The sequence below is a fragment of the Devosia sp. UYZn731 genome (assembly GCF_040546795.1).
Lineage (GTDB): Bacteria > Pseudomonadota > Alphaproteobacteria > Rhizobiales > Devosiaceae > Devosia.
On the sequence record NZ_JBEPOL010000009.1, the window covers coordinates 18,952 to 43,451 of the forward strand.

Annotated in this window: 27 protein-coding genes and 5 pseudogenes; 14 read left to right on the forward strand and 18 right to left on the reverse strand. The window is 58.6% G+C overall.

The window, feature by feature from the left end; translation table 11 throughout:
- Positions 1-177 precede the first annotated feature (177 nt).
- Complete coding sequence (locus ABIB57_RS20885; protein WP_354043187.1) at positions 178-1,074, forward strand: sigma-70 family RNA polymerase sigma factor; 897 nt, start codon at positions 178-180, stop codon at positions 1,072-1,074.
- Positions 1,075-1,184: 110 nt separating this feature from the next.
- Here the strand turns inward: ABIB57_RS20885 and ABIB57_RS20890 are convergent, their stop codons facing one another.
- The 3 genes from ABIB57_RS20890 to ABIB57_RS20900 form a co-directional block, all read right to left on the reverse strand.
- Positions 1,185-1,760 (reverse strand): MBL fold metallo-hydrolase, encoded by a 576-nt coding sequence (locus ABIB57_RS20890; protein ID WP_354043188.1) that lies wholly within the window; start codon positions 1,758-1,760, stop codon positions 1,185-1,187.
- Positions 1,761-1,781: 21 nt separating this feature from the next.
- The gene (locus ABIB57_RS20895; RefSeq protein WP_354043189.1) at positions 1,782-2,186 is read right to left on the reverse strand and encodes a DoxX family protein; all 405 of its coding nucleotides are present in this window, start codon (positions 2,184-2,186) and stop codon (positions 1,782-1,784) included.
- 81 nt (positions 2,187-2,267) lie between these two features.
- Complete coding sequence (locus tag ABIB57_RS20900) at positions 2,268-2,813, reverse strand: dihydrofolate reductase family protein (RefSeq protein ID WP_354043190.1); 546 nt, start codon at positions 2,811-2,813, stop codon at positions 2,268-2,270.
- A gap of 127 nt (positions 2,814-2,940) precedes the next feature.
- On the opposite strand from ABIB57_RS20900, the gene ABIB57_RS20905 reads away from it, so the two are divergent.
- Positions 2,941-3,459, forward strand: a complete 519-nt coding sequence (locus ABIB57_RS20905) for a winged helix-turn-helix transcriptional regulator (RefSeq protein WP_354043191.1) — start codon at positions 2,941-2,943, stop codon at positions 3,457-3,459.
- 94 nt (positions 3,460-3,553) lie between these two features.
- Here the strand turns inward: ABIB57_RS20905 and ABIB57_RS20910 are convergent.
- Positions 3,554-3,784 (reverse strand): annotated as a pseudogene (locus ABIB57_RS20910) (Gfo/Idh/MocA family oxidoreductase); the annotation flags it as partial.
- On the opposite strand from ABIB57_RS20910, the gene ABIB57_RS20915 reads away from it, so the two are divergent.
- The gene (locus ABIB57_RS20915; RefSeq protein WP_354043380.1) at positions 3,672-4,073 is read left to right on the forward strand and encodes a hypothetical protein; all 402 of its coding nucleotides are present in this window, start codon (positions 3,672-3,674) and stop codon (positions 4,071-4,073) included. The pseudogene ABIB57_RS20910 and the gene ABIB57_RS20915 sit on opposite strands and share 113 nt — an antisense overlap.
- Positions 4,074-4,534: 461 nt before the next feature.
- Here the strand turns inward: ABIB57_RS20915 and ABIB57_RS20920 are convergent, their stop codons facing one another.
- The 5 genes and pseudogenes from ABIB57_RS20920 to ABIB57_RS20940 form a co-directional block, all read right to left on the reverse strand.
- Entirely contained in the window at positions 4,535-4,879 is a 345-nt protein-coding gene (locus ABIB57_RS20920) for a HepT-like ribonuclease domain-containing protein (RefSeq protein ID WP_354043192.1), read from the reverse strand.
- Entirely contained in the window at positions 4,869-5,165 is a 297-nt protein-coding gene (locus tag ABIB57_RS20925) for a nucleotidyltransferase family protein (protein WP_354043193.1), read from the reverse strand. The genes ABIB57_RS20920 and ABIB57_RS20925 overlap by 11 nt, the downstream gene beginning before the upstream one ends.
- Before the next feature lie 269 nt (positions 5,166-5,434).
- Positions 5,435-6,558: pseudogene (locus ABIB57_RS20930) on the reverse strand (nucleotidyl transferase AbiEii/AbiGii toxin family protein).
- Positions 6,539-7,282, reverse strand: coding sequence for a DUF6088 family protein (locus ABIB57_RS20935; RefSeq protein WP_354043194.1), 744 nt, complete (start codon positions 7,280-7,282; stop codon positions 6,539-6,541). Before ABIB57_RS20935 ends, ABIB57_RS20930 begins: the two are co-directional and overlap by 20 nt.
- A 108-nt stretch (positions 7,283-7,390) precedes the next feature.
- The gene (locus ABIB57_RS20940; RefSeq protein WP_502914442.1) at positions 7,391-7,684 is read right to left on the reverse strand and encodes a hypothetical protein; all 294 of its coding nucleotides are present in this window, start codon (positions 7,682-7,684) and stop codon (positions 7,391-7,393) included.
- 2 nt (positions 7,685-7,686) lie between these two features.
- Between ABIB57_RS20940 and ABIB57_RS20945 the strand changes: the two genes are divergently transcribed.
- From ABIB57_RS20945 to ABIB57_RS20960, 4 genes and pseudogenes are all read left to right on the forward strand, one after another.
- Positions 7,687-8,013, forward strand: coding sequence for a hypothetical protein (locus tag ABIB57_RS20945; RefSeq protein ID WP_354043195.1), 327 nt, complete (start codon positions 7,687-7,689; stop codon positions 8,011-8,013).
- Positions 7,989-8,105: pseudogene (locus ABIB57_RS20950) on the forward strand (DUF1403 family protein); the annotation flags it as partial. The gene ABIB57_RS20945 and the pseudogene ABIB57_RS20950, both read left to right, overlap by 25 nt.
- Entirely contained in the window at positions 8,080-8,703 is a 624-nt protein-coding gene (locus tag ABIB57_RS20955) for an SLAC1 family transporter (protein WP_354043196.1), read from the forward strand. The pseudogene ABIB57_RS20950 and the gene ABIB57_RS20955, both read left to right, overlap by 26 nt.
- Complete coding sequence (locus ABIB57_RS20960) at positions 8,645-9,208, forward strand: gluconokinase (RefSeq protein ID WP_354043197.1); 564 nt, start codon at positions 8,645-8,647, stop codon at positions 9,206-9,208. Before ABIB57_RS20955 ends, ABIB57_RS20960 begins: the two co-directional genes overlap by 59 nt.
- 317 nt (positions 9,209-9,525) lie before the next feature.
- On the opposite strand, the gene ABIB57_RS20965 is transcribed toward ABIB57_RS20960, so the two are convergent.
- From ABIB57_RS20965 to ABIB57_RS20975, 3 genes are all read right to left on the reverse strand, one after another.
- Positions 9,526-10,848, reverse strand: coding sequence for a type II toxin-antitoxin system HipA family toxin (locus ABIB57_RS20965; RefSeq protein WP_354043198.1), 1,323 nt, complete (start codon positions 10,846-10,848; stop codon positions 9,526-9,528).
- Positions 10,838-11,173, reverse strand: a complete 336-nt coding sequence (locus ABIB57_RS20970; protein WP_354043373.1) for a helix-turn-helix transcriptional regulator — start codon at positions 11,171-11,173, stop codon at positions 10,838-10,840. The genes ABIB57_RS20965 and ABIB57_RS20970 overlap by 11 nt, the downstream gene beginning before the upstream one ends.
- A 423-nt stretch (positions 11,174-11,596) precedes the next feature.
- Complete coding sequence (locus ABIB57_RS20975; RefSeq protein ID WP_354043199.1) at positions 11,597-11,839, reverse strand: hypothetical protein; 243 nt, start codon at positions 11,837-11,839, stop codon at positions 11,597-11,599.
- 54 nt (positions 11,840-11,893) lie between these two features.
- On the opposite strand from ABIB57_RS20975, the gene ABIB57_RS20980 reads away from it, so the two are divergent.
- Positions 11,894-12,067: a hypothetical protein gene (locus ABIB57_RS20980; protein WP_354043200.1), complete on the forward strand. Its 174-nt coding sequence runs from the start codon at positions 11,894-11,896 to the stop codon at positions 12,065-12,067.
- 371 nt (positions 12,068-12,438) lie between these two features.
- On the opposite strand, the gene ABIB57_RS20985 is transcribed toward ABIB57_RS20980, so the two are convergent.
- The 4 genes and pseudogenes from ABIB57_RS20985 to ABIB57_RS21000 all read right to left on the reverse strand — a co-directional run bounded on the left by ABIB57_RS20985 (position 12,439) and on the right by ABIB57_RS21000 (position 15,921).
- On the reverse strand, positions 12,439-12,621 hold the full coding sequence (locus ABIB57_RS20985; protein ID WP_354043201.1) for a helix-turn-helix domain-containing protein: 183 nt from the start codon (positions 12,619-12,621) through the stop codon (positions 12,439-12,441).
- A 13-nt stretch (positions 12,622-12,634) separates the two neighbouring features.
- Positions 12,635-14,473, reverse strand: coding sequence for a type II toxin-antitoxin system HipA family toxin (locus tag ABIB57_RS20990; protein WP_354043202.1), 1,839 nt, complete (start codon positions 14,471-14,473; stop codon positions 12,635-12,637).
- A gap of 90 nt (positions 14,474-14,563) precedes the next feature.
- Positions 14,564-14,920 (reverse strand): annotated as a pseudogene (locus ABIB57_RS20995) (Rossmann-fold NAD(P)-binding domain-containing protein); the annotation flags it as partial.
- A gap of 368 nt (positions 14,921-15,288) precedes the next feature.
- A complete protein-coding gene (locus ABIB57_RS21000) occupies positions 15,289-15,921 on the reverse strand; it encodes a hypothetical protein (protein ID WP_354043203.1) in 633 nt (210 codons plus the stop codon).
- A 657-nt stretch (positions 15,922-16,578) separates the two neighbouring features.
- Here ABIB57_RS21000 and ABIB57_RS21005 point away from each other — a divergent pair.
- Together ABIB57_RS21005 and ABIB57_RS21010 are read left to right on the forward strand one after the other, a co-directional pair.
- Positions 16,579-17,142, forward strand: a complete 564-nt coding sequence (locus ABIB57_RS21005) for a LysE family translocator (protein ID WP_354043204.1) — start codon at positions 16,579-16,581, stop codon at positions 17,140-17,142.
- Positions 17,143-17,421: 279 nt separating this feature from the next.
- On the forward strand, positions 17,422-18,471 hold the full coding sequence (locus tag ABIB57_RS21010; protein ID WP_354043205.1) for a helix-turn-helix transcriptional regulator: 1,050 nt from the start codon (positions 17,422-17,424) through the stop codon (positions 18,469-18,471).
- A gap of 761 nt (positions 18,472-19,232) precedes the next feature.
- Here ABIB57_RS21010 and ABIB57_RS21015 read toward each other — a convergent pair.
- On the reverse strand, positions 19,233-20,000 hold the full coding sequence (locus tag ABIB57_RS21015) for a hypothetical protein (protein ID WP_354043206.1): 768 nt from the start codon (positions 19,998-20,000) through the stop codon (positions 19,233-19,235).
- A gap of 1,102 nt (positions 20,001-21,102) precedes the next feature.
- Between ABIB57_RS21015 and ABIB57_RS21020 the strand changes: the two genes are divergently transcribed.
- Positions 21,103-21,330 (forward strand): CopG family transcriptional regulator, encoded by a 228-nt coding sequence (locus ABIB57_RS21020; RefSeq protein WP_354043207.1) that lies wholly within the window; start codon positions 21,103-21,105, stop codon positions 21,328-21,330.
- Positions 21,327-21,764, forward strand: coding sequence for a TA system VapC family ribonuclease toxin (locus tag ABIB57_RS21025; RefSeq protein ID WP_354043208.1), 438 nt, complete (start codon positions 21,327-21,329; stop codon positions 21,762-21,764). The genes ABIB57_RS21020 and ABIB57_RS21025 overlap by 4 nt, the downstream gene beginning before the upstream one ends.
- Before the next feature lie 122 nt (positions 21,765-21,886).
- On the opposite strand, the pseudogene ABIB57_RS21030 reads toward ABIB57_RS21025, so the two are convergent.
- Positions 21,887-22,069, reverse strand: a pseudogene (locus ABIB57_RS21030) (ABC transporter ATP-binding protein); the annotation flags it as partial.
- Between the two features lie 357 nt (positions 22,070-22,426).
- On the opposite strand from ABIB57_RS21030, the gene ABIB57_RS21035 reads away from it, so the two are divergent.
- Positions 22,427-22,669: a hypothetical protein gene (locus ABIB57_RS21035; protein ID WP_354043209.1), complete on the forward strand. Its 243-nt coding sequence runs from the start codon at positions 22,427-22,429 to the stop codon at positions 22,667-22,669.
- Positions 22,670-23,512: 843 nt separating this feature from the next.
- Positions 23,513-24,457: a substrate-binding domain-containing protein gene (locus ABIB57_RS21040; protein ID WP_354043210.1), complete on the forward strand. Its 945-nt coding sequence runs from the start codon at positions 23,513-23,515 to the stop codon at positions 24,455-24,457.
- The last annotated feature ends 43 nt before the right edge of the window (positions 24,458-24,500 follow it).

Consider the following 24,500-nt stretch of genomic DNA (forward strand, 5'->3'; position numbering starts at 1 on the left):
TTGCGCCACTTCTCGAGTTCCGAGGGTGGGAGGCAACCGAAGTCAGTAAAACTATGACGGCTGGGCAGCCGAAATGGATTCCAACCCACAAACAAAGAGTTGGGGACGTGAATATATCCAGGTCCGTAAGGCGCTGCGCCTGCGTATCTAATTTCCGTCGACACTCGTATCGGGTTGATGAGCAAACATTTATCCCCCGGCAGCCTCACGCCGACTGCACACGAAACATTCGAGAGGCGGCTTACAGTGCTCCGCCCGGAGTTGCACCGATACGCCTCACGCATGGTGGGCTCGGCCGTCGACGGCGAGGATGTTGTGCAGGATGCACTGCTTAGCGCCCTGGTGGCTTTCGACACAGTCGGCCCCAAGGGTGATGATCGACCTTGGCTCTTTCGCATCGTGCACAATGCGGCAATCGACTACCTACGAAAGCGACAGCGTCGAGAGCGAACCGTTGCGCTTGTTCAGCGCGAAATCGCGTCAGACGGAAGCGAACTCAACGATAAGGTTGCCTCGCGTGCTGCACTGTCGCTGTTCATGCTGCTCACCCCAACGGAGCGCGCCGCCGTTATTCTGTCAGACGTTTTCAGCTACTCAAACAATGAGTCCGCAGCAATTCTTCAAACGAGCCTTGCAGCGTTGAAGGCCGGGCTGCATCGCGGTCGGATCAAGTTGCGGCGACTTGCCGATTCTCCCAAGCCGGAACGATCCTTGGACGACCGTGAACAGGCTCGGTTGCGGCGTTTCGTTGATCTTTTCAACGCCCACGAATTCGATGCCATTCGTGCAATGTTGTCGCACGACGTGCGCTTTGAACTCGTGTCACAATTCAGTGGCGACAGACTTTCGTTCGCTGCATATTTTACTCGGTATGCCGACATGACGGACCGACAGCTTGCAATAGGTACCATAGATGGGCAACTCGCAGTGCTGGTCGTCCGCACTGATATTCCGGCGGACACTCCCAACAGTTTGATCCTGATAGATTGGGCCGAAGAACAGATTATCAGGCTCCGCGACTACAGCCATGCACGTTACGTCCTTACCGGCGCGTCGATCTTCCGCCTCGCGTAGGATTTTGTTTGTCCGGTGCATTTTCGAGCAAAGGTGACCGACTGAACGGACGCACCCGGCCATGGATCGCTCAAAACCCGACTGTACAGTTCCGACCCCATTTCGGTCGATCAAACCGCACGACCTAATGCCCTAAAGCTGACCAAATAATTACAGAAATCCTCGGTCCAGTGGTCGAGATTGCATAAGGTACACGCGACAATAATCGGTCGCTCACTGTTCTCGATGACGACGATCTGCATTCCGTCCGAATGTCCAGGTGCCGGGACCAATCGTATGCCTGGAAGCAGATCGTATTCTCCATCCACCGCCACATATTGAACGCCTGGCGCGTCTACCCATTCACGTATCGTGTAGTCATCCTTAGTGCGGGCATCGTCCAATTCCTGCCGCTGCACATAGATCGGCTTGCCGGCGAAGAGATGATTATTGCCGCAGTGGTCGAAATGCAGGTGGGCGTTGACGACAATATCAATGCTGGCGAAGTCAAAGTCCTGATCGCTTAAGGGATAAAGTCGTGGTTTCATGTCAGCGGCGGCTGGGTGCAATTCGCGAATACCGGTGTCGACCAGAATCCGCGCGTCCGGATGGTCGATGACGTGAACATTGACCGGGATGCGTGTGCCCGCTGCAAGCAGATCAGCGACGAGATAGCGAGTGACAGTCGTTAAAGGATACGCGGCCATGTGCGGAGTTCCACTTTGGGGTCAGGCATTTTGGGTGAGCAAAGGCGCCGAGGGTACGTTCGGCGAAGCAACTTTCCGGCCTAAGTTCTGAGTGAGGAAGGATAGAACCAGCAGGCCCAAGGCGACGATGGCGGGAATGAAGCCCATGTCGCCAACGCTCAGATGAGCCGAAATTGCCAACAGCAGGTGAAAGAACATACCAGCATAAGCGAGGTCGCTTAGGCGTATCGACACTCGCGTCAGGATCGCCAAAGGAGCAGCGATTTTCACCACTATCAGAACGGTTACCAGATAGGCCGGATAGCCGAAATGGGCGAAGCCCTGCTCCACCAGGGGTCGCCGCATAATGTACATCACAGCGCCGGCGGCATAGACCGAGCACAATAAGGCCGTGCTAATCCAGTAGGCGGTCATTCCCTTTTTCATTGTACTCTCCATGTGTTGCGGTTCTGCGGATGAATTCGCGACTGGTCTTCGTCGCATTCATAGTCGCAAAGCGTCAGCGCCCTAAGCAGGGACGTATGTCAGCTTGATTGCCTGCTCACCGATATTTTCGGTGTCAACGAGCCGCAGCGGCGGCGGCGCCATTCGAAAGAATGGTTTTCCACTACCAAGCACCACCGGCATCAAATAGAGCCGATACTCATCAATAAGCCCGAGCTCAGTCAAAAGCCCTGCCAGCTCCGGTCCGGCAACGTCGATCTCGCCGTCTTGCTTACTTTTCAGCGCCTTGACGAACCCTTCAATATCCTCGGACACCACGGTCGCGTTCGGGCCAACCGACTTCAGGGTTCTAGAAACCACCCATTTGGGCTGGGGTCTCCAAGCTGCAGCAAAGTCGCGCCCGACCTCGTCCTGTCCCGGCTGATCTTCATCCCAATAGCGCATCAATTCGTATATTCGCCGACCGTACAGACAACCGGTGAGCTGGCGAACGTGGTCATTAAAGTGGCGATGAAGCACTTCTCCCGGCATCGGCAGGCCGGGTCCTCCCTCTTTGCCTGAAACATAACCATCAAGGGATTGCATCATCCCGAACACAATCTTTGCCATACGTCGGCTCCTAGCTATTGGCGGCAATCTGAGCGGGCCCGCATTCATTTCCGCTCTTCACCGTGCTACCAACCTTCGTGGGGTCAAAACCATCACTATTTTGCAACCAGTCTGACGGAGGTCATTCATGAATCTGCGACGATCAGGATGTCCAATCAACCTCACGCTGGAAACCTTTGGCGATCGATGGAGCCTGATTATCCTTCGCGACATCATGTTCGGCGGCACACGGCGCTCCTTTCGCTCCCTGCTGACCGAAAGTATGGAGGGGATAGCATCCAATATTCTGGCAGACCGGCTTAAACGCCTGACCGCCAACGGCCTTCTCTCGCGCAGCGGCGATCCAGGCCATAAGCAAAAAGCCATCTATGCTCTTACGTCAAAGGCCATAGACCTGGTCCCGTTGATGGTGGCCATGGGCAGCTGGGGTCTGCGTCACACACCGGCGTCAATGGAACTTTCGATCCGTGCACAGGTCCTCGAAGATGGCGGCTCGCAACTGTGGGACGCGTTCATGGACGAACTGCAGTATCTCCATCTGGGAGCGCTACAACCTTCGGACTCGGTCTTTGCCAAGATGCAGTCGGCCTACGAATCCGCCCTAGTTGAGAAGGCTGGCTCCCGCGTTTGGCTGCCGGCTCTGTAATGTCGGCCGATGCACAATGGTAACCCTTCAGCCAAGCTGCCTGCTGAGCGTTAAGCGTGATCGGTTTTTCTATCAACACATGCTTGCCAGCCCTGATCGCGAGTGCGGCCGCCTCCGCATGGAATGGATGTGGTGTGGCGACATAGATGGCGTCGACATCGTTCGACGCGGCCAGGGCATCGTAGCTACCATAGGCGGAGGCTACCCAGTGCGTGTCCGCAAACTCAGTTGCCTTTTCCAGCGAGCGCGATCCCACGGCGCTCACCGTCATGTTGTTAGCGATCAAGTCCTTGGTGAATGCTGCCGCGATGCCACCGAGTCCCAATACGCCCCAGCGCAATCCAGTCATGTTACTGCCCTCCAACGTCGGGAATTTGATTGCCTTGTGCCAGCAAGACTTCCGGTATCATCATAACCCGACCGCAGGAAAAGACCGATGTCTTAGAGGGTGCCAGAAGCTCGTTGATGAACAGCAACCTCCCCTTCGCCTTGTGCTTGGTTCGACCACAATTCCGACGTTCAAGGCCGCCTATGAACAGCGGCTGCAAATCTGGAACGAGTGGGCAGAGCTTTCGGAACGTGCTCAGGGCAAACCATCTGCCTTGGCAACCTGAACATACCGGATTCCGCACGCGACGGTCGCCGAGCTCATGTTGGCGTTTATGCTGCTGCCGCGAAGACCAGCGACCGATGGATCGCCTAGATGAGGATTTCGATCAACCTTATTTTGCCGGGTTCTACGAGCGTCGGATCGTGAATGGGACTGGTCACAACCTGCCACAGGAGGCTCCAACCGCCTTCGTCACCGCAATGCTTACGTTGGCACAGGTGAGATAGAGTTTCGCGCCGACGGCAGGCTCTTTTGCATAGCTGAGGTTGTCGCAATGTTAGGATTTACGCGACATCAACGTCCGTCTGATTGCAGTGGGCGGGCGTTTGACCGCTAGGTCCTTTTCCTCATTCGGGACGTCATAAAGCTTCGCTGTCTGCTCGCTCAGCTAATGGATGAGAATTCTTTCGACCCTAGCCATGATGGCGTCCTGCATCTGGTAACGTCGTAACGTCGCGGCCTCGGTTACTGGCTATTGGTCAGCTCTGCCTCGACGGCCTGGGCGATACTATCCAATTCGCTCCGCACCGTCTTCCAGACGAAAGCGCTGGCCACGTCCTCGTAGTCGTGGCGGTACACGTTGCCGGCGCCGGCGATGTTCGCCCAGGGCACATCGGGATGGCGCTGCTTCATTTCCTCCGGCAAGCGGCGTGAGGCTTCGGAGATGATCTCCAGGCAGCGTGTAACGGCATAAACCGCCATGACATTATCGGCGAAGGCATCACGGGTCTGGTCGGCGAGGAACTGCCGTGCCAGGACGATATTGTGCTTGATGGTCGCCAGGACCCGCTGCGTGTCCCTAGAAGGCATAAATGGCGTCGTTGACCGCAGCCGGTTTCACATACGGCTTCAACGCGTCACGATCGACGACATCTACGGGGCCATCAAACAGCGCAGCGATATAGTCCTTTAGCCCGACGTACTCGAACACGCCGATCGAGGTGGCGGGGTCGAGTTCGATCATGATGTCGATATCGCTGTCCGAGCGCGCCTCATCCCGCGCGAGCGAGCCGAACAGAGCAGCATGGCGCACACCCTGCCGCTCGAGTTCGGCTCGGTGCTGTTTCAGCATGGCAATGACAGCGCGCTTGTTCATCGTGCTAAAATAGCGCCTCGCGACTTAATTTGCCACCACTAACCCAAATTTTGCGGGGTCGCGGATTGCTGCCCGCTTCTGGGAAACCACTTCGGTCGGTTGAGCGGCTCCAAGGAGCACAAAGCGATCGATGGATTCGCATAATATCGGATATGGATCGCCGGCTTGGCGGAAAGCGGCATGTCTTGTTTCAATTGGATCGTCCTGCCCGGGCTGGACCCTGCGCGATCATGCGGTAGATGGTCTGATGGTTGCCGCCACTTCTTCCTTCAATGCGAGCCAGGCTGGTTCAAGGTTGCGGGCAGGGTGAAGTTGAGGAATTTGTCCAACTCTTCGATGCTTGTCATGACGGCCTCAAAGCTGGGGGCCTTGCCGAAAATCATCGCCGACATCCGCTCATAGTCGGCGGCGAGCTTCTTGCGTATGTCCTCGGTCGGCACCAATCGGAAACTGCCCGATACGGCGCGGTCATATCGATGATCGGGTGCCCGGAACATCAGCTCCTTGTGCTGACGGCTCGCCTCGGCAAGCTCGAGCAAGGAGGCCGTGACCCTTCCATAGTCGGGATGCGTCCATATCTGGTGGACGTCGTAATAGTGCCGTGAATAGCGATTGAGATCGGGGACGGGTCGTTCGGGGTTGCCTTCAAGGCTACGCTTTTCGCTCATTTCGGTCATTGCATGCAGGATCAAGACCTTTTCCCAGAAGGTCCGTTCCGGCTTGACGGTCATGACACCGTGCACCGTGAGGTCCGTCCCCTCGCGCATTTCAGGGGCAAGATAGGGTTCGATCTGCCGGGGTTCGGCCGGGACGGGATCGGGCCGGGCGCCGCCTTCGATGCGAACCGCTGCGTCGACATAGCCGCCGCTGGTGTCGAAGACGCTCCTGTAGCGGCGAACCAGAATATCGAGCGCGTCCTTGTCGCGATAGGCGTCGTGGCCAAATTCGATTGAGAACAGCCCTCTCGACCGCTGGCCGCTTCGACCTCGGCAATCTCCTTGGCCAGGAGGTCTCGCAGTGGCCCCGAAATATAGACCCGCGCCGCTTCGTCCACCTGATTTGCCAGCGCCTTCTGCTGCTGATTGACCGAGGGCAGCGCGGTGATATCGGCCTCGAGGGGAACGCCTAGATCGGCCTTGTATATGCCGATGTCGATGTCCTCGGAAAAGCGTCGGATCAGGCCATAGGCCTTGCTGAGGCTGGTGCCACCCTTGAAGTAAAGCCCAATCGGATCGCCTTGGCGGCGGTTGAAAAGGAAGTCCAGGATCCAGCAGACATAGAGGTCCTTTTCGACGTTCTCCGCTCGCGTTTCTAGGCTCGCCGCAACGCTCGAAAAGAGCGCGATGCGCTCCTCGTCCGGAGAGCGAAGGATATCAATGAACGCCTGATACATGTCGTCCCTCTGGATCGTCTGAGCCGGTAGGGTTGTCGTCGGCGGCCCTGATGGTGACGCTGCGCTCGATGTCAGTGATGACCGGGTACATCCAGGCGGGCAGCGCGCTGATATTCTCGCGCAGGTCCATGAGGATCGCCTCCCGTTGGGTGCTCCTGGAAAGATGGCGCACGATGCCATTCAGGATGGTGTCGAGGCTTGATCGATCACCACGAAACCAGCCCAGCGCCTGGATCACGCGCATGGCCGGCCGTCCCGCCCAAAAGGCGGACTTGGCAGAGATGCGCTTGAAATCGAGGACATAGACGACCGGCGCAGTCGCCCGCGGGTCCCCGGCATTGGCTTCGATTGCTATAGTGCGAGGGTAGGTATCGGCATAGATCGTGGACCGCGCCGGCGTGGCCGTCGTCAGGCCAAGATCGTTGGCCGCAGTCAAGCCATCGATCAGCACGCGGAGTTTGTCGCGCCGCGCAATCGCATCGACGAAGGATGCGCGTGGCGGAAACACCATCTTCCCCGTCAGGCCGCTTTCACCGGGTTTGTCATAGAGACCGCGATGGGGACGGCGAATTTGACCGCTGCTGGTGAGCCGTTGAAGCGCCTTTTCGACGGCGTTTGGCGTGCCGATATCGAGAAAGTCGGCGCGTGACCAGACGCCCGAGGGCGCGGCCTGGGCAATTCTGTCCTGGATGCGTTCAACCGTGGCCGAACGGGGATCGGGCATTCAAGTCACCTCTGACCAAAGAATATATACAAACTTTGGTCAGTAGCAAGGAACTGACCAGAATTTATATCGAAACTTTGGTCAGTAGCGTTGAACGGCGCTAGCGTTTTATTCGGCCCGCGAGAACAAAACCCGATCCCGCGCGCGCACTGGATCGCTCCAATCGCGCCCGAACCAGGCTTTGGCACCCGCGGCGGGCGGACGCTTCAATTCCAACGGGCCTCCGGTGCCCCTCTTCTCGGACGCCACACGGAACACATAGTGGTCGTAGATCCGAACGGCCTCGATCATGTAGCTAGTCGCCACCGTCCGGTCGCGCACCACGACGAGGTTCTCTCCGTTGTCCACTCTTGATGGCTTGGCGCCGATTGGCCAGCCGGACGACGAGCTGCGATGAGACATCTGTGCGCCCGGTCGCCGAGCAGCATCTTGGTTTGAAGTGGGATGAGGATCTGGCCGAGGTGGTGGCCAATGCCGAGGATATGGTGGTGTCGTCGCAGCCGGCGCCAGTGTTGGCGGCCGAAATCGCCGCCGCCGTCTATCGCGCCCGGCCCGATGACGAATTTCTGGGCTTCTGGCTTGCCGACATGCTGCTGATGGGGCAGGTGGCCCCTTCCATCTTCAAATCCGGCGAGAACCGCAAGCGCATCCGGCCGGAGGAGAAGGTTGGGGCAGGGCGGTGCTTTTGGCTTATGCAACCGCTGCGGTGGAGGCCTGCGATCTTGGGATAGAGTTGGCGCAGCGGGCGGCAAAACTGACAACGGTGGCGCCAAAGTTGCGCGCTAAGGGTTCTGGCGATGTCATCAAGCTGCTGCTGTCCGATGACGCTGTACCGGGGTCATGGTCGAGCCCAAAACTGTCGGCACGCGGCGCCAGGCGTACTTTACCTGCCCAGCGTCGCCGGAGGATTTGTCACCGGCACGACGGCCGCTCTCCTGGGAGCACCGGACTGGGGCCAACTCGCCTTTGGCGCTGCCCTGTTTTCCTGGCTGGCGATCGAGTCTGTCTTGTTGCACCGTCTCTACACCGGCCCGGTGATGCCAGCGCCGCTGCGCCCGACCTTGGGGATTCAACTTGCCCCGCCCGTTGTGGGTGCAGTTGCCTATCTCGCAGTTTCTGGCGGCACGCCAGACATCTTTGCGCATGCCTTGATCGGCTATGGCTTGCTGCAGGCACTGCTGCTGTTGCGCATGCTGCCTTGGATCTTTGAGCAGGGTTTCTCCATGGGCTACTGGGCATTCACATTCGGCGCAACCGCCTTGGCCGCCGCCACCTTGAGGCTGGCAATCAATGGCGACCAGGGAGCGACGGCGACCCTGGCTCCCTGGCTATTCGTTGCCGCCAATTTCGTCATGGTTGCAATTGCCTTCGGCACATTGCGACTGGCCCTTAAGGGCCGCTTGCTTCCAAACTCTCTGTGAGGTCAACAAGCGCCCTGCCGCTGGAGCCGCATGGGAGTGTTCAACCGCATCCTGGCCGAACTGGTGGCGCAGAAAGTCGAGCCTTGGTCAACGCCTGGCGACCCATTGCGGAGTGCCGTTTGTCGAGGGCGACCTGCTGCACTCGCTATCCAGCATCGCTAAGATGTCGACCGGGATACCGCTCGAGGATATCGACCGATGGCCTTGGCTGGACGCCATTTCTGCCGCGACGGCTCGCCCGAAAAAGGGCGCCATCGCGAGTTGTTCATGTCTTCGCAAGGCCTATAGAGACCGGCTGCGAGCCTCGCTTGGGCCGGATTTGCGGTTAGTCTTTGTTGATGTGCACCCTGACGTCCTGGTTCAAAGGTTGACGAGCAGGCCCGGGCACTTCATGCCGTCGTCGTTGTTGGCCAGCCAATTGGCTACCCTGGGGCGTCCCACGGATGAGGGCGATGGCCACATCCACCATCACGTGACTGAAGCCGAGAGTTTCCATCTCATCTAGTCAATTCCGGAGAGCACGAAGCACGACTTCCCGCGAATTGCCGCGCAATGCCGAGACGTGAGCAGGTGGCATCGCCTATCGGGCAACAACAGCCCAATGGGGTGCTGACCGAGGGGGCGACGGGCTATGCCCGCCAAACTGGCTAACGATGCTGGGCTGCGAGAATACGTTGAGCACAGGCCCGCGGGTAGGTGCCTGTTCGTCCCGGAGAGAGGTGACGCCGTTGTTGTGCGCTCGACTCCCCGTGAGGTTTGGCCAAGCAGACGAAGAAGGATGCCGATCCAAGCGCGTCTAACAGCAGCGTCGGCGCTTCCATCTTAAATGTTCCCGCCGGTAATCAGCGTGGTCTGTGCATTTCGATAGGCGCCCCGCAGTCCGTCGTGGCCATTCAGGCCGTCGAGGGCGTAACCATTGAGGAATTGGCGTCCGGCAAACAAGTGGCGGTCGACCTTGCTCAACTCGGCCTCCTCACAGACCGACTGCCAACTTTGCGCAATGGTTGCGACCTGGTGCTCGATTAGCGCGGCCGCTTCGGCTTCCTTCAAATGATAGTCTGGCGCCGCCGCAAGGCAGGTTGCGAGCGTGCTGGCGCGATTGTCACCCTTAATCAGCATGGCCTGGGTGGCCACGTTGCCGGTGCGGCCTTGCGGACAAATGTCATATGCAGGCGTCAGTGTCAGCTGCTTGCCATCCCAAAAAGCCGCGTGGTTGCGGGCATGATCATCCGTATTGCCACACAGCACGTTGAAACAAATCCGGCCGTAGAGTTCCCGCAACGTTGCTTTGGGATCGCTAAAGCGGTGGCGAACCAGCTCTGCCAGATCCTCATAAGAGGCGTAGCGCGCCATCATCTCATCAAGCCCAAGCATGGTGAGTGCCGAGACCATGGAGCGACGTGTCCAACCCTTCGCGCTATGCGCGCGGTCGAAGCGTTCAATCAGCAGGACATCTTTATGAGCGGCGTGGGTTATTGAGACAGGAGCAGCATTGAGGCCGCAGGCTGTCGCCAACTTCATCGCGATGAATTCTGCCTTTACGACGCTATAGGTGTCGTTGCTGGCGGAAAATTTTGCGATGAATTTCTTCGCTCCTTCGTTTATGAGTGCCTTCGGCCGCGCGCCGCCAATTGATGTGCCGTGGTTGAGAGCCTGATCCAGCGCGGGTGTCAGAGGCAGGCCTTTTTCGATCATTGCGGCTGCTTCCATCAGTTCGTCGAGCGACGCCTGCGCAGCAAGGCGTGGCACATACTCAGTGGCGGACGCTTGGAAATCGAGCGCCCCAATGCGGTCTGATCCCGACTGTAGCAGGAAGGTCAACTCGCTGATGTTGGGCGCGCCGACAGCATCGGGCTTCCTCCCCGTCAACCTGTTGATGATCACACGGCGGCCCCAAGCATCTGGCGAGCCGTCGCGAATTGAATTCGGCATCATCAACCCGTTGGTGAATTTGATTGTGCCCTCTTGCAGCGGTAGTTCCGGATCGTAGACGGAGATCGCATTGTTGCGACGTCGGTAGCTCGCACCATAGGTGAAAAGCAGTCGCTCACCATCCTGATCGAGGCGACCTGCTACGATCGGTTCTGTTTCTTTCGGAAGCCATATCCAGACAAAGGCCTCCGTTGCTTCTGCCTTAGAAATCATCGTCTACCTTCTTGACGCTGTGACGCACGCTCTTGGGAAGCAGGGTCAGTTTTTCATTGAGGCGTGTAATGTGCGCTTTCAGAGTGTTGCGCTCGTCATAGTCGAACAGGCGCACGCCAACGATTGACGCGACTTCGAACACGATGCCGATTTCAGGTCCTGGCGAACCTTTCTCAATGTTGGACAGGGTTGTCCGGCTAATGCCTGCACGGTCAGCCAGCTCTTGCGCCGTTAGTCCGCGTTCTGCTCGGCTGACGCGGATCAGCTTGCCCAGAACGATAAGGGCTTCGCGCGTGACTCTTGAGTAGCTTCTGTTTCGAGGCATCGTGACCTGCATTGTTCATTTGACTGAACGTGAACGATTTATGTGTCCATAATTATGGACTTGATGCCACAAGTCAGTCTTGCCGTCAATCGCGTCCATCTAAGTGAACATAGAAAGACTTAATGTCCATAATTATGGTCATTTCTCCTTCCCAAAAATCTGCTGGTTAGGCTTGGAGCCAATGCTCAACCATCTGAGATCGCTCAGATTCGCATAATAAGCGGTCCGGAACGCGAATCTGGAGCCGTAGCGGAGCCTGTAATGTGCGGAGCGCTTTTCAGGCGCCTTCAGCGCTGATTTTGTTCTGCTGGAACGGCAGAGACTAGGAGGTCTGCATCTCTGCCGCCCGGTTTGCCAGGTCTGCCAGCTAGAGCCACAACCAATATACGGGCTTGGATTTCCACGCTTGCATCCAGCTGATGTTCAAAGTGTGATGGCCATCGCCGCGCGCGCCGACTCCAGTTTAACGCGATGGGTGATGTAGGTGACGCCCAGATAGTCCCGGGCGGTCAGCGCGGCCGGGTAATGAAAGTTCAGGGTCTGGGGGTCCTTGGCGTCGACCTCGATCGACCAGTTATCCTTGATCGGCTCCCCAAGTTGGGCGGCGATCGCCCCTCTCAGTGCGGGAAGCATATTGTCGGCGATACGCTTTTCGATATCGACCATGAGTTCATCGATGAGCTTGGCTGGGCGACCTACGATACCGCACGCCCCGGCACCTTGCGCCTCATACCCGCCCAGCATCGTCTGAAAGATCTGCGCGCCGACTACTCGGCCATGCAGGCGATGATGTTCGACGAGAAATCCTATTCGTTCGATGAGATCCTCGCCCGCATCGAAAAGCTGCAGGCGAAGATAAATACAGATGCGCCGGCTGACGATACGCCGAAATAGGGTTTGCTGCCGGGCATGGTGTTGTATTTGCTACCTAACCGACGCAGCCAGAAGAGGTTTCAGACATGTCGTTACGCTGCCTCGATGATCAAGGCGCCTCGGTCCTGGCTTCTGACATGCTCCCGGACGAGTGGAAGTCGCTCACAAGAGAAAATCGTCGGCTACATCACTTGAGGTCGAATTCTCAGAATTAAATGGAAAGCGACATGATCTCGTTCGCCCAGCGCTCGGGCCCGAAGACGACTGTCATTCATCGTCGCCGCTGAGGTCCATCATCCGGCGTATCTTTTCTTTCGTCGCCAGGTCCATGGTCTGGTATTTGCGGAAGAACGCTGTGTCCGTCGCGTCGGCAACCGGGACCGACTCGGTGATCAGGTAGCGGGCGTCACGCCGAGAACGATCGCGATTTTGGCGATCTTGTCCGCCGACGGACGCGGCGGGTTGTCGTTCTCCAATTGCCATATGTAGCTTTTGCTGGGCTCGGCCAGCTTGTCGAGGGTATAGCCCTTCTTCTTGCGAAGCGTTCGGATCTTCTCGATCAGGAGTTTGAGCATCGCGTTCCTCCTTCTAGGTGAGGGATTCAAGGCGCTCTTTGACGAGCGCGCGCATGGCCGCCGCCGCGTCCGCCGCGGGCGAGGCCGGCTCCACCAGCGGCACGGGGCCCAGGCCGCCCAGCGCGCGGGCGAGTGCGGATGCCAGTTCATCAATGGCCGCGTCCGCGTCGGAAGCCCTGAGACCGGCGGTGGCGGCGAGGGCCTTGAAGTCGGCGCGGCGCAGACGGTCATCCTTGCCGTTGAGCTTCAGGGCCATGCGGTCGCGCGCAAGGCGCGGGAAGACGCGGGTGGTCACAGCGTCATAGAGCGGCGCGACGCGCACGCTCGCGAACGTATCGCTGCCGGGCTCCGCGATCTTCAGGAGAGCCAGGTTCTTGAGGTGCATGTCGCCGTCGGCAATCAGCCAGGCGAACAGCGCGCGCTTCAGTATGAGGAGCAGGTCAGCATCGGGATCTGTTGAAAGAGGCCGCACGGCTCGGGCGACGCGCTCGATCGTGCCGTCATACTTGGCAGAGGTCGGCACCCCCAGCACCGATGCGAAATCCTCAAGCGCGAGGAACCGCGTATCATTGTCACCCCGGCGGATGTCGAAGCGCTCGACCAGCAAGGCGGGCGGCATGCCGTCGGGCATCGCGACGAGCGCCATGGCGGGCGCCTCAAAGCCCGCCGCCGCGCCCAGCGTGAGCGCCTGCCATTCGATGATGGGCAGCATGTCAAAGCCGCTGGTGCCGGCGGGCTTGAGGATATGCGTGAAGGGACGGCCCTCGCTCGGAATGAGCGCGCCATCGTGTGCCAGGAACATCGGGGCCTTGATCTGTATCCCCGAAAGGCGCGGGGTATCGCTGCGCGCAAAAATCGCGGCGAGGTTGGCTTCAAAGCTTTCCTCGATGGCGGTGCGGCCGGGTCCTTCATAGCGGCCGGTGAATACACCGCCGTTCCTATAAGCGGACAGGCGCGTACTGAGAATGTCAGCGGGCAGGGAAACCAGTTCCTTTTGCGTCTCGGCGATCGTGATATTCGACATGTAGCGCCGGCCCGCGCGCAGCTGCGCGCGCTCGTCGCGCTCGCCGAGAACCGCTTCCAGCCAGCCTTCAGGCAGCAGGGAGACGATGAAGGGCGGCAACTGGCCGGGCACGGTCTGGCGCAGAAGCGGCGGACCTTTTTGGTCGGAAGGTTTCCAGCGCCACTCAAAGCCGTCGTGGGTGAGATTGCCGATCGGTTTCTGATGCCAGGCGACGATCAGGTCCAGAGCGGCTTCGTTCCGCGCGGGTGCGGCGGCAGGGCCGCGTAGGAGGAGACGCTCGGCCTGTTCGCCTTCGCGGTACCACTCATTCTCGCGGGCAAGCGTCCACACCGCGTCGGCGGCTTTCTGGGCGCTGCCATATTCCTCGATGAGGCGCTGCACGATCGTCTCGCGCATGGCTTCGTCAAGAGACTGCGCGTGCTCGCTGCGAATACGGAATGCTTCGAGGAAGCGTTGACGCAATGCGGAGACCGTGACGGTGAACTCGCCCATCCCGTCATCGACGACGGCAGAGGCGACGGAAGGGTGTGCGGGTGCTGCGTTCTGTATGATCTCGAGGGCCCGCAGCCGTGTACGTTGAATCCGCCGCCCGCTGATGAACAGACGGCCGTCGCGTGTCGGTCCGAGCAGGACGGCAGTGGCTGCAGACAGGTAAGCCCGCGGATAGAGGTAGCGCGCGATCCGGACCGCGTGCTTCATCACCATCGCGTCGACATCATCGCCCGCATCAACGTAAACGCCCCGCATCAGCTGGACGAGCTTCCCGGTCTCGGCGTGGTAGTGGCTGCGGGTCTTGTCTATGTTCTCGCCGACGAGGAAAAGGGGCATTAGTCTAACTTTCGCGTATATCAGATACGAGAAAGTTAGGTTTTCGGCCTCTAAATGTCAACTTTCGCGTGTTTGAAATACGAGAAAGTTAGAAAACCGGTCGAGGGGCAGGCTTGCAGAGCTGACTTCGCGGCGCATGAGCTCGATGGCTGTGATTTCGCCGATGTCACGGCTGTCGATCATGGCGAGCCCCTTGCTGCCGATCGGCATGGGATAAACGCCATGGCCGCACGACGGCGGGCCGGAGGATGGTGCCCTCGAAGCCCATCTGCTCTATCATTCGCTCCACACCGAACTTGCCGGCAAAGTGGGGCACGTTGACATAGATATCGCTGTGAATGACCGAGAGATAGACCAGCTTGGTGACGCCGGCGGCGCGAGCCACATTGAGCGTAATCAGCGCCTGAATTCGTCCGGGGGAACGGCATTGAGCAGGAAGAGCGTGGAACACTATACGGGATGAGATATCAAGAATTATTGGTGATATCTAATCGAGTATCGAAACCGTAATGACAATTCGATCAGTTTTGTTGCAGCCCAGCATTGGGCCGCAAGTGAGATTGAGGAGGGCCCGACATGGCGTTGGAACGGTCGGACTCTGATTCGCATAATATGCGGATTGGAACAGAAGCGGAATCGGCGGCAACGGCGTGATTTTCAGACAGTCCGCTTCCGGGTGCACACAGCTCGAAACCATCAAACGGAGGGCAATACCTAATCCCGTCCTCTGCCGGTCAATCCTGGGACCACCCTCAGTGGCGCAGTTGTAGTTCTCCCCGTTGCCATCCGGCTCAGTGAAAAATCGAGGGTTGAGTTCACTTCACCTTTTGCTTCGCACCTTGCACTGGTCCGATAGAGACAAAGTTGCCTGAAATAACCTTGGATTCGACATTGGCGATGGATGCCAGATTTTCTTCTAGCTCCACCCCAACGTCGATCACTCGTTCCAACACGTCATTGTATTCGGTCGAGCTGCCTTCGGTCTGAAAAAGAATAAGATCCAGTAGTCCCTCAGTTTTTTCCGCGAGGGCAGCGGCTTCACGGTGGGCGCCCCTATAGCTTTCGAGATCGGGTGTAGCGCCACCCATTTTACCGAAGGATTGAGCGACCCTAGTCGAATTAGCAGCGACCTTGCGCAGGCTAGCAAGCCTTGTTCGAACTGGTTGGAAAAGTGCTGTCACTTCCTGCACTGAAATTTCTCGGACACCGCCATGTTGATCTACCATCTCAGCGTAGGGCCCCGTCAGCTTTGGCTCTGTAGTGACCCTGTGCTCTGATGGGGAAGGTCTCTCAAATGGAAAACCGGCTCCGATTAGAGGCAGGGTAGGGCGAGAGGCGGATGGGGGCCGCTGAGCTGCATGGAGCTGTGCTTTCCGCCGCGCTCTAGTCCGGACGATCCACCAGGCACCAATAGCCGCAATGAGTGCTAAGGCGACGATCAGTTCCATGTGGTTTCCTCCGGCCGATCTCTACGATGCAGCGAATCGGCGGTGACGAAAAGCCGTTGTTTTTACTAGGCTGGGCAGTGCCCCCTGCTGTGTGGCCATGATGGCCTCCTGAGCCAGGTACTCCGCATGATAGTTCATCCGCAAAATGGTCCAGCGCGGCGCGTTCCGAATGAGATGGTTTTCGCTTGCCCAGTATGCTGCTCCAACATCGCGCTCGGCGACGTCGCGGGCTCCGGCACCAGACAAGATCACCACATGATTAACGCCGGCGCTCACCGCGGCGACAACTTCGGTGCCGCGCCGCCGTTCGACAGCCCTTATCGTGCTGACTTATTCGTGCCGCGTTCGGTGGACTTATGATTGGTGAAGCCAGCTTTGGTTCACAAGCCTGAGAAGGCTTTAGGACATCGCTTTGCAGTTGACTTCTCTCACCTTAACGTAGCTCCAACATCTTTTACGGCAAATGGTACAGCATGTTATACGGGTTATGGCGCAACATGAAATAGCTGCCGCGGCCTCCAATGGTCATTCAAATGAAGGATGCGACCAACTGGAGGCGTGATCATAGTGCCGGTCCTTGAATGAGACCCCGGCCCAGGCACCATGCTGGCAGTGATGACGTCTTCGGAAATGCTGTCAATCGTGTTGGGATACGCGATGATGCTCATCGTCCCCGGGCCTAGCCTTCTCATCGTAGTTCAAGCAAGCCTTGCCACGCATCGTCACCAAGGCCTTGTCACGGCGCTTGGTGTGGCGATGGGCGCCAGTCTGCTGGTGTTGGCATTGGCGTTTTCGACGGCATATCTCGTCACGTCCAGTACGGTGGTCGAGGCCGGCCGCGTGGTGTGCATACTGGTCCTTTTGATCGCGGCCTTTCGCGCTTTGCGCAGCGGCATGCGGCAGGAGGAGGCTCAGGTCAGCCGGCCCAGCAATGGATTGGCACCCTTTGCAATGGGGCTGACTACGGCGATGTCCAATCCCCTCAGCCTGGGGTTTTTTGGCAGTGCTGCGCTTTCCCTGCCTGGCCGGGGCGATCTTTCTAACCTTGCCTCACTGCCGCTCGTCGTCTTCGTCATGGCCTTTGCCTGGTATGGCCTGATCGGCTTTGTCATGGCGCGACCGCGGCTCAACAGGGTCCATCGTAGCCTGTTTCGGCTTCTGTCCATCGGCAGCGGCATCGCGCTGGTCCTGTTCGCGGGAACCATGGCACTGTCGAATTGAAGCTGGACAGCTCATTCATTTGAATGATGTGGCGGTCCATTTTGCCGGGCATGCTTGCCGCGCGTGCGACCGCCAGAGTGGCTCGAGGCGGCAGATCGTTGTCGGTCTTGACGCAGGCCTGAGCATGGGGGCACTTTGGGCATAATCCGAGAGCTTGGCTGCGGCGTCCGGCGTCTTCGTTGCTCTTGTGGTATCATTTGTGGTGTTGCTAGGGATGGCATCCTGCTCAAAGAACCCAAACGCGTGAGCGTTCTAGACCAGATATACGAAGCCGCCTTCTTGCCCGAGCTGTGGCCCGAAGTGCTTGGTCATATCGCCAAGATGAGCAATGCCCATTCGGGGGCGTTGCTGATAATCGATCCGAAATTGCCCCCGTTGTTTGCTGCGACACCCAACGTTATCGACACGCTTGCCGAGTTCGCACGGACGCCATACTGGTACGAGAACCCGCCGGCCCACCGTCTACGCAGCATAAAATATTCCGGATTCCTCGAACGCGCCGACTTCTTTACCCACGACGAAATAAACTCGGACAATCCCTACCACGCCAACATGGAAAAGATCGGCGCTGCCTGGCAAGTCGGGTCCGTGATCGACATGCCCGACGGCGAGATGGCCTTGTTCACCTTCGAACGGGGGCACGGATTGCCCGATTTCGACGCCGGTGAGCTGGCACGTCTCGATACGTTCAGGCCCCATCTTGCCCGCGCCAGCATGCTCGCCTCGCGCCTCAAGCTCGATCGCGCGCAGGCAAGCGTTGCAACCATGAATGTTCTGGGTATTCCCGCCTGTGTGGTGGCCGCAACGGGCGTTGTGCTGGCGGTTAACCGGCTTTTCGAGGCGCTAGGCGAGGCCTTGCGTCCGGCAGCCTTCGGACGGCTTGCCGCGCGAGACCGGCATATCGACAAACTGCTGCAAGCGGCCTTGCCGGGACCGGGGCAAACGAGCCAGCCCGAGGTGCGGTCGTTTCCCATGCGCCGCAGCGAGGGCGACCCGGCGATTGTCGTCCACATCATTCCGTTGCATAGGTCGGCCAGCGATATTTTTGACAGCGGCGCCGCGATCGTGGCGGTGACTGGCTATTCGGTAACGGGAAACCTGCCGTCCGATACCGTGCTGCGCGGGTTATTCGACCTGTCGGTCGCCGAAGCCGGCATCGCTACCGAACTGTCTGCCGGAAAGACGGTCAAGGAAATTGCCCTTCTGCGTGGGGTCAGCTTGGCTACTGTGCGTACCCATCTGGCGCAAATATTCCGAAAGACCGGAACAAACCAGCAGGGACAGCTGATCGCTCTGCTTAAGGGCATTAGCGGCCATTCCGAGGACTGATCCCTCCAGTAACCGTGCCCGAGATACAACACCACACCAATCATTCTGCTGGGTCATTCATACGGATGATGTGTGAATCGAGCACATGCCGGAGATTTCTCCCTAAAGAGTGGGAGATTCTTATCACACAGTGGCGTTCTAGTCAGGCGAGCGGCATCGCTTTTGCGCTGACATCCGGCGGACTGTCGTCGCCGAGGACACCATAGCCCAGCGTGGCGTTCATAGCGGGTGTCGTTTGGCACTTAATTACGAGAATTGAAGTAGAAGGATTCTCACATTAACTGCATCTGAGCGGCCGCCTTGGTCACGCGGGATCGGGCTATCATATCCTTGGCGGTTGCCGCAGCATTACTAGAGGCGAAACCGCGTAGAAGGCAGCGTGCCGGCCAATCCAGGATGACAAGAGCTCATTGGAATGCGGCGGCAACGGCACCGGCAATCGCCGGGCCTTAATGATGTCCATCATCCTGCGAATGCTGCTTCGGCGTCGAACTCCGGTTCCCAGTTCTCGACCGCTTCGTCAGTGATGTGCTCGCGGCCGCTCACGACAGCCTCGATGGCGAGGCTGTTGATCATCTGGAAGATATTGGCGGTGATGCCTTCGGTAATCTGCAGCGCCCGCCGCAGCGATTTTGGCGTCAGGATCGAGGGTCCTCGCAGGGGTATTTCGCAAAATCGATACCACCAGAGTCTCGAACTGCTCGTTGGCCGCCCACCTGGTCAAGGTGAACTGCTCGTGACACCACGCCCCCTTCGTCTCTTTACTCGGCCGCAGACGGGGGCGTCGCGTTAGCGCAGTCCGAGAGCCCTAAGCCAAACATCAACCTGGTCGAAAGCATCCTGCTGCCACTGATCGGGTGTCCTGTCGCCCAGGGCATTGCTTTTCTCGACGAATTGCCTAACGCAGCTCGGGCCGTGCCATCCGGCTTGTCAAACTTTTCAGCGATATTGCTATAGCCGACCTTCCCGTCCTCGGTTTCGAGCACCGGCTTGCAGGCGACCGCTGTCTCTGCGGCACCACCGGGGAAATTCCTGATGCAGTAGTATATGTCGTAAGCGTCCTTCAGCTTGTGTCGGCCCTTGAGCGCATAGCCTTTCATTGCCAGCAGCGCGGGGATCGAGGCGACAGCGATCTCAACACGATTGTTCCCGCCGTTCGGCATCGCCCCTTCTATCGCGACAAGCTCGTAAAAACGGCTGGCGAGTTCGGCGCCGTTGGCGCGCATGACCGCGAAATTGTCCAAAATAGGGGTCGGGTTCTTTGCATTGACCGCATTTCGCGGCATCAGAAAATCCACGATCACATCGATCACATCGATCGCTGGCTCGCCGTCCTTGCCCGGCACCGTTCGCACTAGCTGAAACGACCGCAAATGTTTTTCTTGCTGGTATCCGGCATCCAGCAATGCCTCAACGAGGCCTGTATACTCGTAGGCACCCAGCTCTTCCGGACGCAGGCTGAGATCTATGTCGATCGTGCCGATGAGGCGTCTCGTCGTTGTCCAGCAATAGCCAGGGGACGGCCCCACCTACTACGGCGTACTTGCCTTTATAACCGCCGAGGACCTGGCCGATTTCCAGCAGGACCGACCTTACTGCCGCGCTCGTTCGGTCGCCGTATTCGGCGCTATGCTCAAGCACTGCGGGTGGTTCGACCATGGCATCCTGTTCCGTCTGAGAAAATCGGCGGCTTCCTGGCCTCGTTCCCCGAGTGAGCACAAATCCAGATAGGTCTGCACGACACCCGTCGTCCAGATACTCGGTGAGGGCTCGATTTGGTCGAGAAATACCCCTTCGTCATTAACCACCGTCACCTTGACGTTGACACCTCGCTCCTTTGGCACCAGCGATAGCTTTTCCCGTAAGGCAGCCATACCCGGGCGGTCGGCGTAAAAGTATTCCCAACTTCGTTCGATTGTAGCCGAGAAGCTCCAAAGCCGATGGTCACCGCAACAGATATCGGGTTGGCTGTCCTCTAGGCATGGTGGCGACAACACTAAGCGCGTGTCCCATGGCATCGGCGAGCGTGAACGTTTGGGACAGCTGGGCTAGCCAGCGCTGGCCCGCCTCCCTCGGACACATTGCCGCCGAGGGCAATGTACTCACAGGCTGCGCCTTGCAGGGCCTCGCCCGGCAACCGCGCTACGCTCCGCAGACCCGCAGCGCGGGTGAGCCGGTTTATGGAAGCGGCCCTTGGTCCGCGAGCTACGTTCAACCGGTCCGACAATCAACCAAGGCATCCGGCTTGAGAGGAAGAGGCGGGCCGCGAGGGGTCGGTCCGGCGGGGTCCAGAGAGAGCGTCCGGTGGATCATCCCGCCGCTGGCTCTCCCTGGACATCTCGATTAACCTGATGATTTCCTCCGCAACCGGTGATGTGTCTGCCGCTCACATGCGGCCCAACCGCTCCCGGCGACGACGACGCGCCAAGAAGGGATCATCTGGAACCCGGCCAACTGAGCCGAACCCGCCGGCCCCATAGCGGGGTCGGCCCTACTCGCAACCTACGCGGCGTCAGGATGATCAGATGCTTAGCAGGATGAAAGCTCCTTCGATCGCGCACGCATCCTGCCTATTGAACAAGACGCCATCCACGCGATATGATGCGTGATGATTGATGCAAGGCCCAGACCATGAGAACAACACTGGCTATTGATGACGATGTTCTCGTCGAAGCCAAGGCACTGGCCAGACAGCAGAACAGAAGCGTGGGCGAGATTATCTCGGACCTTGCCAGGCGTGCGATGCGCCGTCCGCCGGCCGGGGCCCAACGCAATGGAATCCCCCTGCTTGCGCCCCGACCAGAGACACCCTTGGTAACGCTCGAGCTCGTCAACTCTCTGCGCGATGAGCTGTCGTGACGTTCCTGCTGGACGTAAATGTGCTTATCGCGTTGATCGACCCCAGCCATGTTGCCCATGACGACGCGCACTTTTGGTTTGAAACCACCGGACAAGTGGACTGGGCAACATGTCCGCTAACCGAGAATGGGGTCATTAGAATTGTCGGCAGCCCTAAATACCCCAATTCACCTGGCTCGCCTGCAAATGTTGCTGAGATCGTTAGAACGCTGAGGGCACTTCCAGGCCATAAGTTCTGGCCGGACGCTCTGAGCCTGTTAGGGTGCGAGCATGTGGACGCAACGAAAATCCTGACGTCGGGCCAAGTCACAGACATCTATCTTCTTGCCCTTGCCAAGACCAAGGGCGGCCACCTTGCCACATTTGACCGAAGGCTGTCTGTCGCTGCGGTTAAGGACGGGAAAGCTGTTTTGCGCCTGATTGGCACCGGTTAACTCGCTGGACAAAGGCCCCAACACCCTGAAGAAAGGACAACTGATGCTGCAACTGGTCCCGTCTTGCAGAAAGGCCGAGGTCGCTCCCGGCGACAAGCTTCTCGTTGCGACCACCTCGATCGTCAGAAACTCGTCGACACCTTATGAAGGCCGGCATAAAGCCCGTCATGCTGCATCAGCTGCTCATGCGTACCTTCCTCGCCGACGCCATTGGGAGTTAGCACCATGATGCGATTGGCGTGGCGCACGGTGGAAAGCCGGTGCGCAATTACAATCGTGGTGCGCCCCTGTGACAGGGTCAGCAGCTTCTTGATTCTTAGCCCAATGGCTCCGGACAAATGCTCCAGAACGTCGGACTTTCGCCTCAACTTGAGGAGGTAACGAGGGTATTGAGGGGTGCAATGGACTACCGTTTCCGAAAGAGCGCAGAGCAATGCCCATTTTGACCGCACCCAAAATTGACCCATATGCCGACTTAGACTACCGAGCTGATGCCGACGACATGGGCGACGAGTTCAAGCCTAGGAAGGTTATGAAGCCTCGCCCGCGACGGCGCTAGGCGACCACACCCGCACGAAACGCCGACCGGCTGAGTTAATCGACCCTGTTTGCCGGTTGTGGAACGCCGAATTTCAGTTGCTACTGGCGGTAGGGGTGCGCCAGTGAATAGAATCAACGTCTTTGAATTCAACCGACCGCAGCGCAAGGCAATCACTAAGTGCGGTTTCATCGCCGAGTTCCTGGACAATATGCCGGACGTCGGACAGCGCACACTTAACAAGCTTGTCGCGCGCGGCGTGCTTGAGGTGAGTGATCAGCACCGTCCTGGCGCTCCAACATATAAACTCACCGCATACGGCAACGAAGTTCACGACGCCCTACAGGTGGCCAAGCGTCTGTTCTGAGCAGAGGCCGACGCGACTCTCGCAGCGATCGCAGGTGCCGACATGCCAAGCTTTACCGTCCCGGCCGCCGGGCGCGATCCCCGAAAGCCCGAACTGAATTTGACCGAGGCCAGCGAGATGGCTCAAGCTGGCTTTCGGTTTTCGATTTTTTCTCCGGAAGCTAGTGAGTTCCAGCTCAGCCGGCCATGGCAGTTGGCTCAAGACATGACCCAACATACTTTGACGTTCGTGCAGGACGATGGTAGGAACCGATTTCGTTAACCCGCGTTAATCTCTCGCGGGTTTGCCCCCGCGGCATCTCCAAAGAGTTCTGACCCCGGCCATGCACAATGCCGGGGTCTTTCTGTGCCAACATACTCGGAACCAAGAATTGGCAAACCGATTTACGCACCATCACCAGTCCACACCCTCGACTGATGATTGGCCGCCGACCGTCGTCCCCAACTTGGTCGGCAACCCGATCAATTTGAGACCAGTTGTCGATGCCTAGAGTATTCCGCGTTTTTGAATGCCGCACCGACGCAATTGGCCCCCTCGAACTTCGGCTCAGAATCCCTTGGATTAGCTCGGCGAGGGGCCGCGCAGCAGGGTCGATGTCGCGTCCCACGCGCTATGCTAGGTACAACAGAATCCGGCAAACCCCGCGGTGGTTCGAAAACCAGTGGGCATGTTCCGTCAAGGCGCTGACTCGTCAGGTGAGAAGCTGACGTCGGTTTATCTGGTTTCCCTCACGGTGAGCTTCGTTACATCTTTGGCCCTTGCTCCAGCGGGAAGCACAACATACGCTTTGGTGCCGGACGGTCACAAAGATGCCCGCTGACGACCCTTAACGGGAGGAAACCCATGGACAGACGCAGTTTTCTAATGTCTTCGGTGGCGCTTGGTGCGCTCGCCGTTGCTGCTCCTGCCTTCGCGCAGGACAAGTTGACGATACTTGGATCGGTACCCAATCTGGGCTTTCCATTCTTCGTGCACATGCTCAACCAAATAAAAGCTGAGGCCGCCACGCAGGGCGTTAATATCATCGAGAGCGACGGGCAGAATTCCGCGCCCAAGCAGACCGCCGATATCGAGTCCGCGATCGTACAGAAGGTCAACGCGATCGTTATCTCGCCGCTTGACGTCAACGCGCTGGCTCCTGCCATTGAACAGGCGATCCAGGCTGGCGTACCAGTCGTGACCATCGACCGTCGGGTCGACGGCGTAGAGGGCATTCTTGCCCATGTGGGTGCCGACAACGTTAAAGGCGGCGAGGCCGAGGCGCAGGCTATGGTCGACGCTTTCCCGAATGGCGCCACCCTATTCCATCTGCAGGGTCAGCCCGGTGCCGGCCCGGCGATCGACCGTAACAAGGGCGTGCACAACATTCTCGACGGCATGGCCGACAAGTACAAGATCGTGTTCGAGCAGACCGCCAATTTCGCCCGCGACCAGGGACTGGCCGTGACGGAAGCTGGCCTTGCCGCAAATGGCAAGCCCGACGCGATCATCTGCGCCAATGACGATATGGCGCTCGGTGCGCTCGAGGCCTGCGCGGCCCGTGGTTTTGCCGACGTGAAGATCTATGGCTTCGACGCGTTGCCGGAGGCCTTGGCATCGGTGCGTGACGGCGGTCTTGCTGGCACGGTCGAGCAGTTCCCGGGCGAGCAATCGCGCCAAGCGGTCAAGATCGCGGTCGCCTTCGCCAAGGACGGCACCAAGCCGACCGAAACATTGGTTCTGCTGACCCCGATCGTCATCTCCAAGGACAATCTGGACAAGGCCGAACGCATCGGCGAAGCCGGCTAAAATCGGTTTGCCGGCCGGGCTCCCAAGAGTTCCCGGCCGGACC

Excerpts from the sequence above, each read along its gene's own strand:
- ABIB57_RS20885 (WP_354043187.1), top strand. The coding sequence starts at position 178 with ATGAGCAAACATTTATCCCCCGGCAGCCTCACGCCGACTGCACACGAA.
- ABIB57_RS20890 (WP_354043188.1), bottom strand. The coding sequence starts at position 1,760 with ATGGCCGCGTATCCTTTAACGACTGTCACTCGCTATCTCGTCGCTGAT.
- ABIB57_RS20895 (WP_354043189.1), bottom strand. The coding sequence starts at position 2,186 with ATGAAAAAGGGAATGACCGCCTACTGGATTAGCACGGCCTTATTGTGC.
- ABIB57_RS20900 (WP_354043190.1), bottom strand. The coding sequence starts at position 2,813 with ATGGCAAAGATTGTGTTCGGGATGATGCAATCCCTTGATGGTTATGTT.
- ABIB57_RS20905 (WP_354043191.1), top strand. The coding sequence starts at position 2,941 with ATGAATCTGCGACGATCAGGATGTCCAATCAACCTCACGCTGGAAACC.
- ABIB57_RS20920 (WP_354043192.1), bottom strand. The coding sequence starts at position 4,879 with ATGCCTTCTAGGGACACGCAGCGGGTCCTGGCGACCATCAAGCACAAT.
- ABIB57_RS20925 (WP_354043193.1), bottom strand. The coding sequence starts at position 5,165 with ATGAACAAGCGCGCTGTCATTGCCATGCTGAAACAGCACCGAGCCGAA.
- ABIB57_RS20935 (WP_354043194.1), bottom strand. The coding sequence starts at position 7,282 with ATGCCCGATCCCCGTTCGGCCACGGTTGAACGCATCCAGGACAGAATT.
- ABIB57_RS20940 (WP_502914442.1), bottom strand. The coding sequence starts at position 7,684 with ATGTCTCATCGCAGCTCGTCGTCCGGCTGGCCAATCGGCGCCAAGCCA.
- ABIB57_RS20955 (WP_354043196.1), top strand. The coding sequence starts at position 8,080 with ATGTCATCAAGCTGCTGCTGTCCGATGACGCTGTACCGGGGTCATGGT.
- ABIB57_RS20965 (WP_354043198.1), bottom strand. The coding sequence starts at position 10,848 with ATGATTTCTAAGGCAGAAGCAACGGAGGCCTTTGTCTGGATATGGCTT.
- ABIB57_RS20970 (WP_354043373.1), bottom strand. The coding sequence starts at position 11,173 with ATGCCTCGAAACAGAAGCTACTCAAGAGTCACGCGCGAAGCCCTTATC.
- ABIB57_RS20975 (WP_354043199.1), bottom strand. The coding sequence starts at position 11,839 with ATGGTCGATATCGAAAAGCGTATCGCCGACAATATGCTTCCCGCACTG.
- ABIB57_RS20985 (WP_354043201.1), bottom strand. The coding sequence starts at position 12,621 with ATGCTCAAACTCCTGATCGAGAAGATCCGAACGCTTCGCAAGAAGAAG.
- ABIB57_RS20990 (WP_354043202.1), bottom strand. The coding sequence starts at position 14,473 with ATGCCCCTTTTCCTCGTCGGCGAGAACATAGACAAGACCCGCAGCCAC.
- ABIB57_RS21000 (WP_354043203.1), bottom strand. The coding sequence starts at position 15,921 with ATGGAACTGATCGTCGCCTTAGCACTCATTGCGGCTATTGGTGCCTGG.
- ABIB57_RS21005 (WP_354043204.1), top strand. The coding sequence starts at position 16,579 with ATGATGCTCATCGTCCCCGGGCCTAGCCTTCTCATCGTAGTTCAAGCA.
- ABIB57_RS21020 (WP_354043207.1), top strand. The coding sequence starts at position 21,103 with ATGAGAACAACACTGGCTATTGATGACGATGTTCTCGTCGAAGCCAAG.
- ABIB57_RS21040 (WP_354043210.1), top strand. The coding sequence starts at position 23,513 with ATGGACAGACGCAGTTTTCTAATGTCTTCGGTGGCGCTTGGTGCGCTC.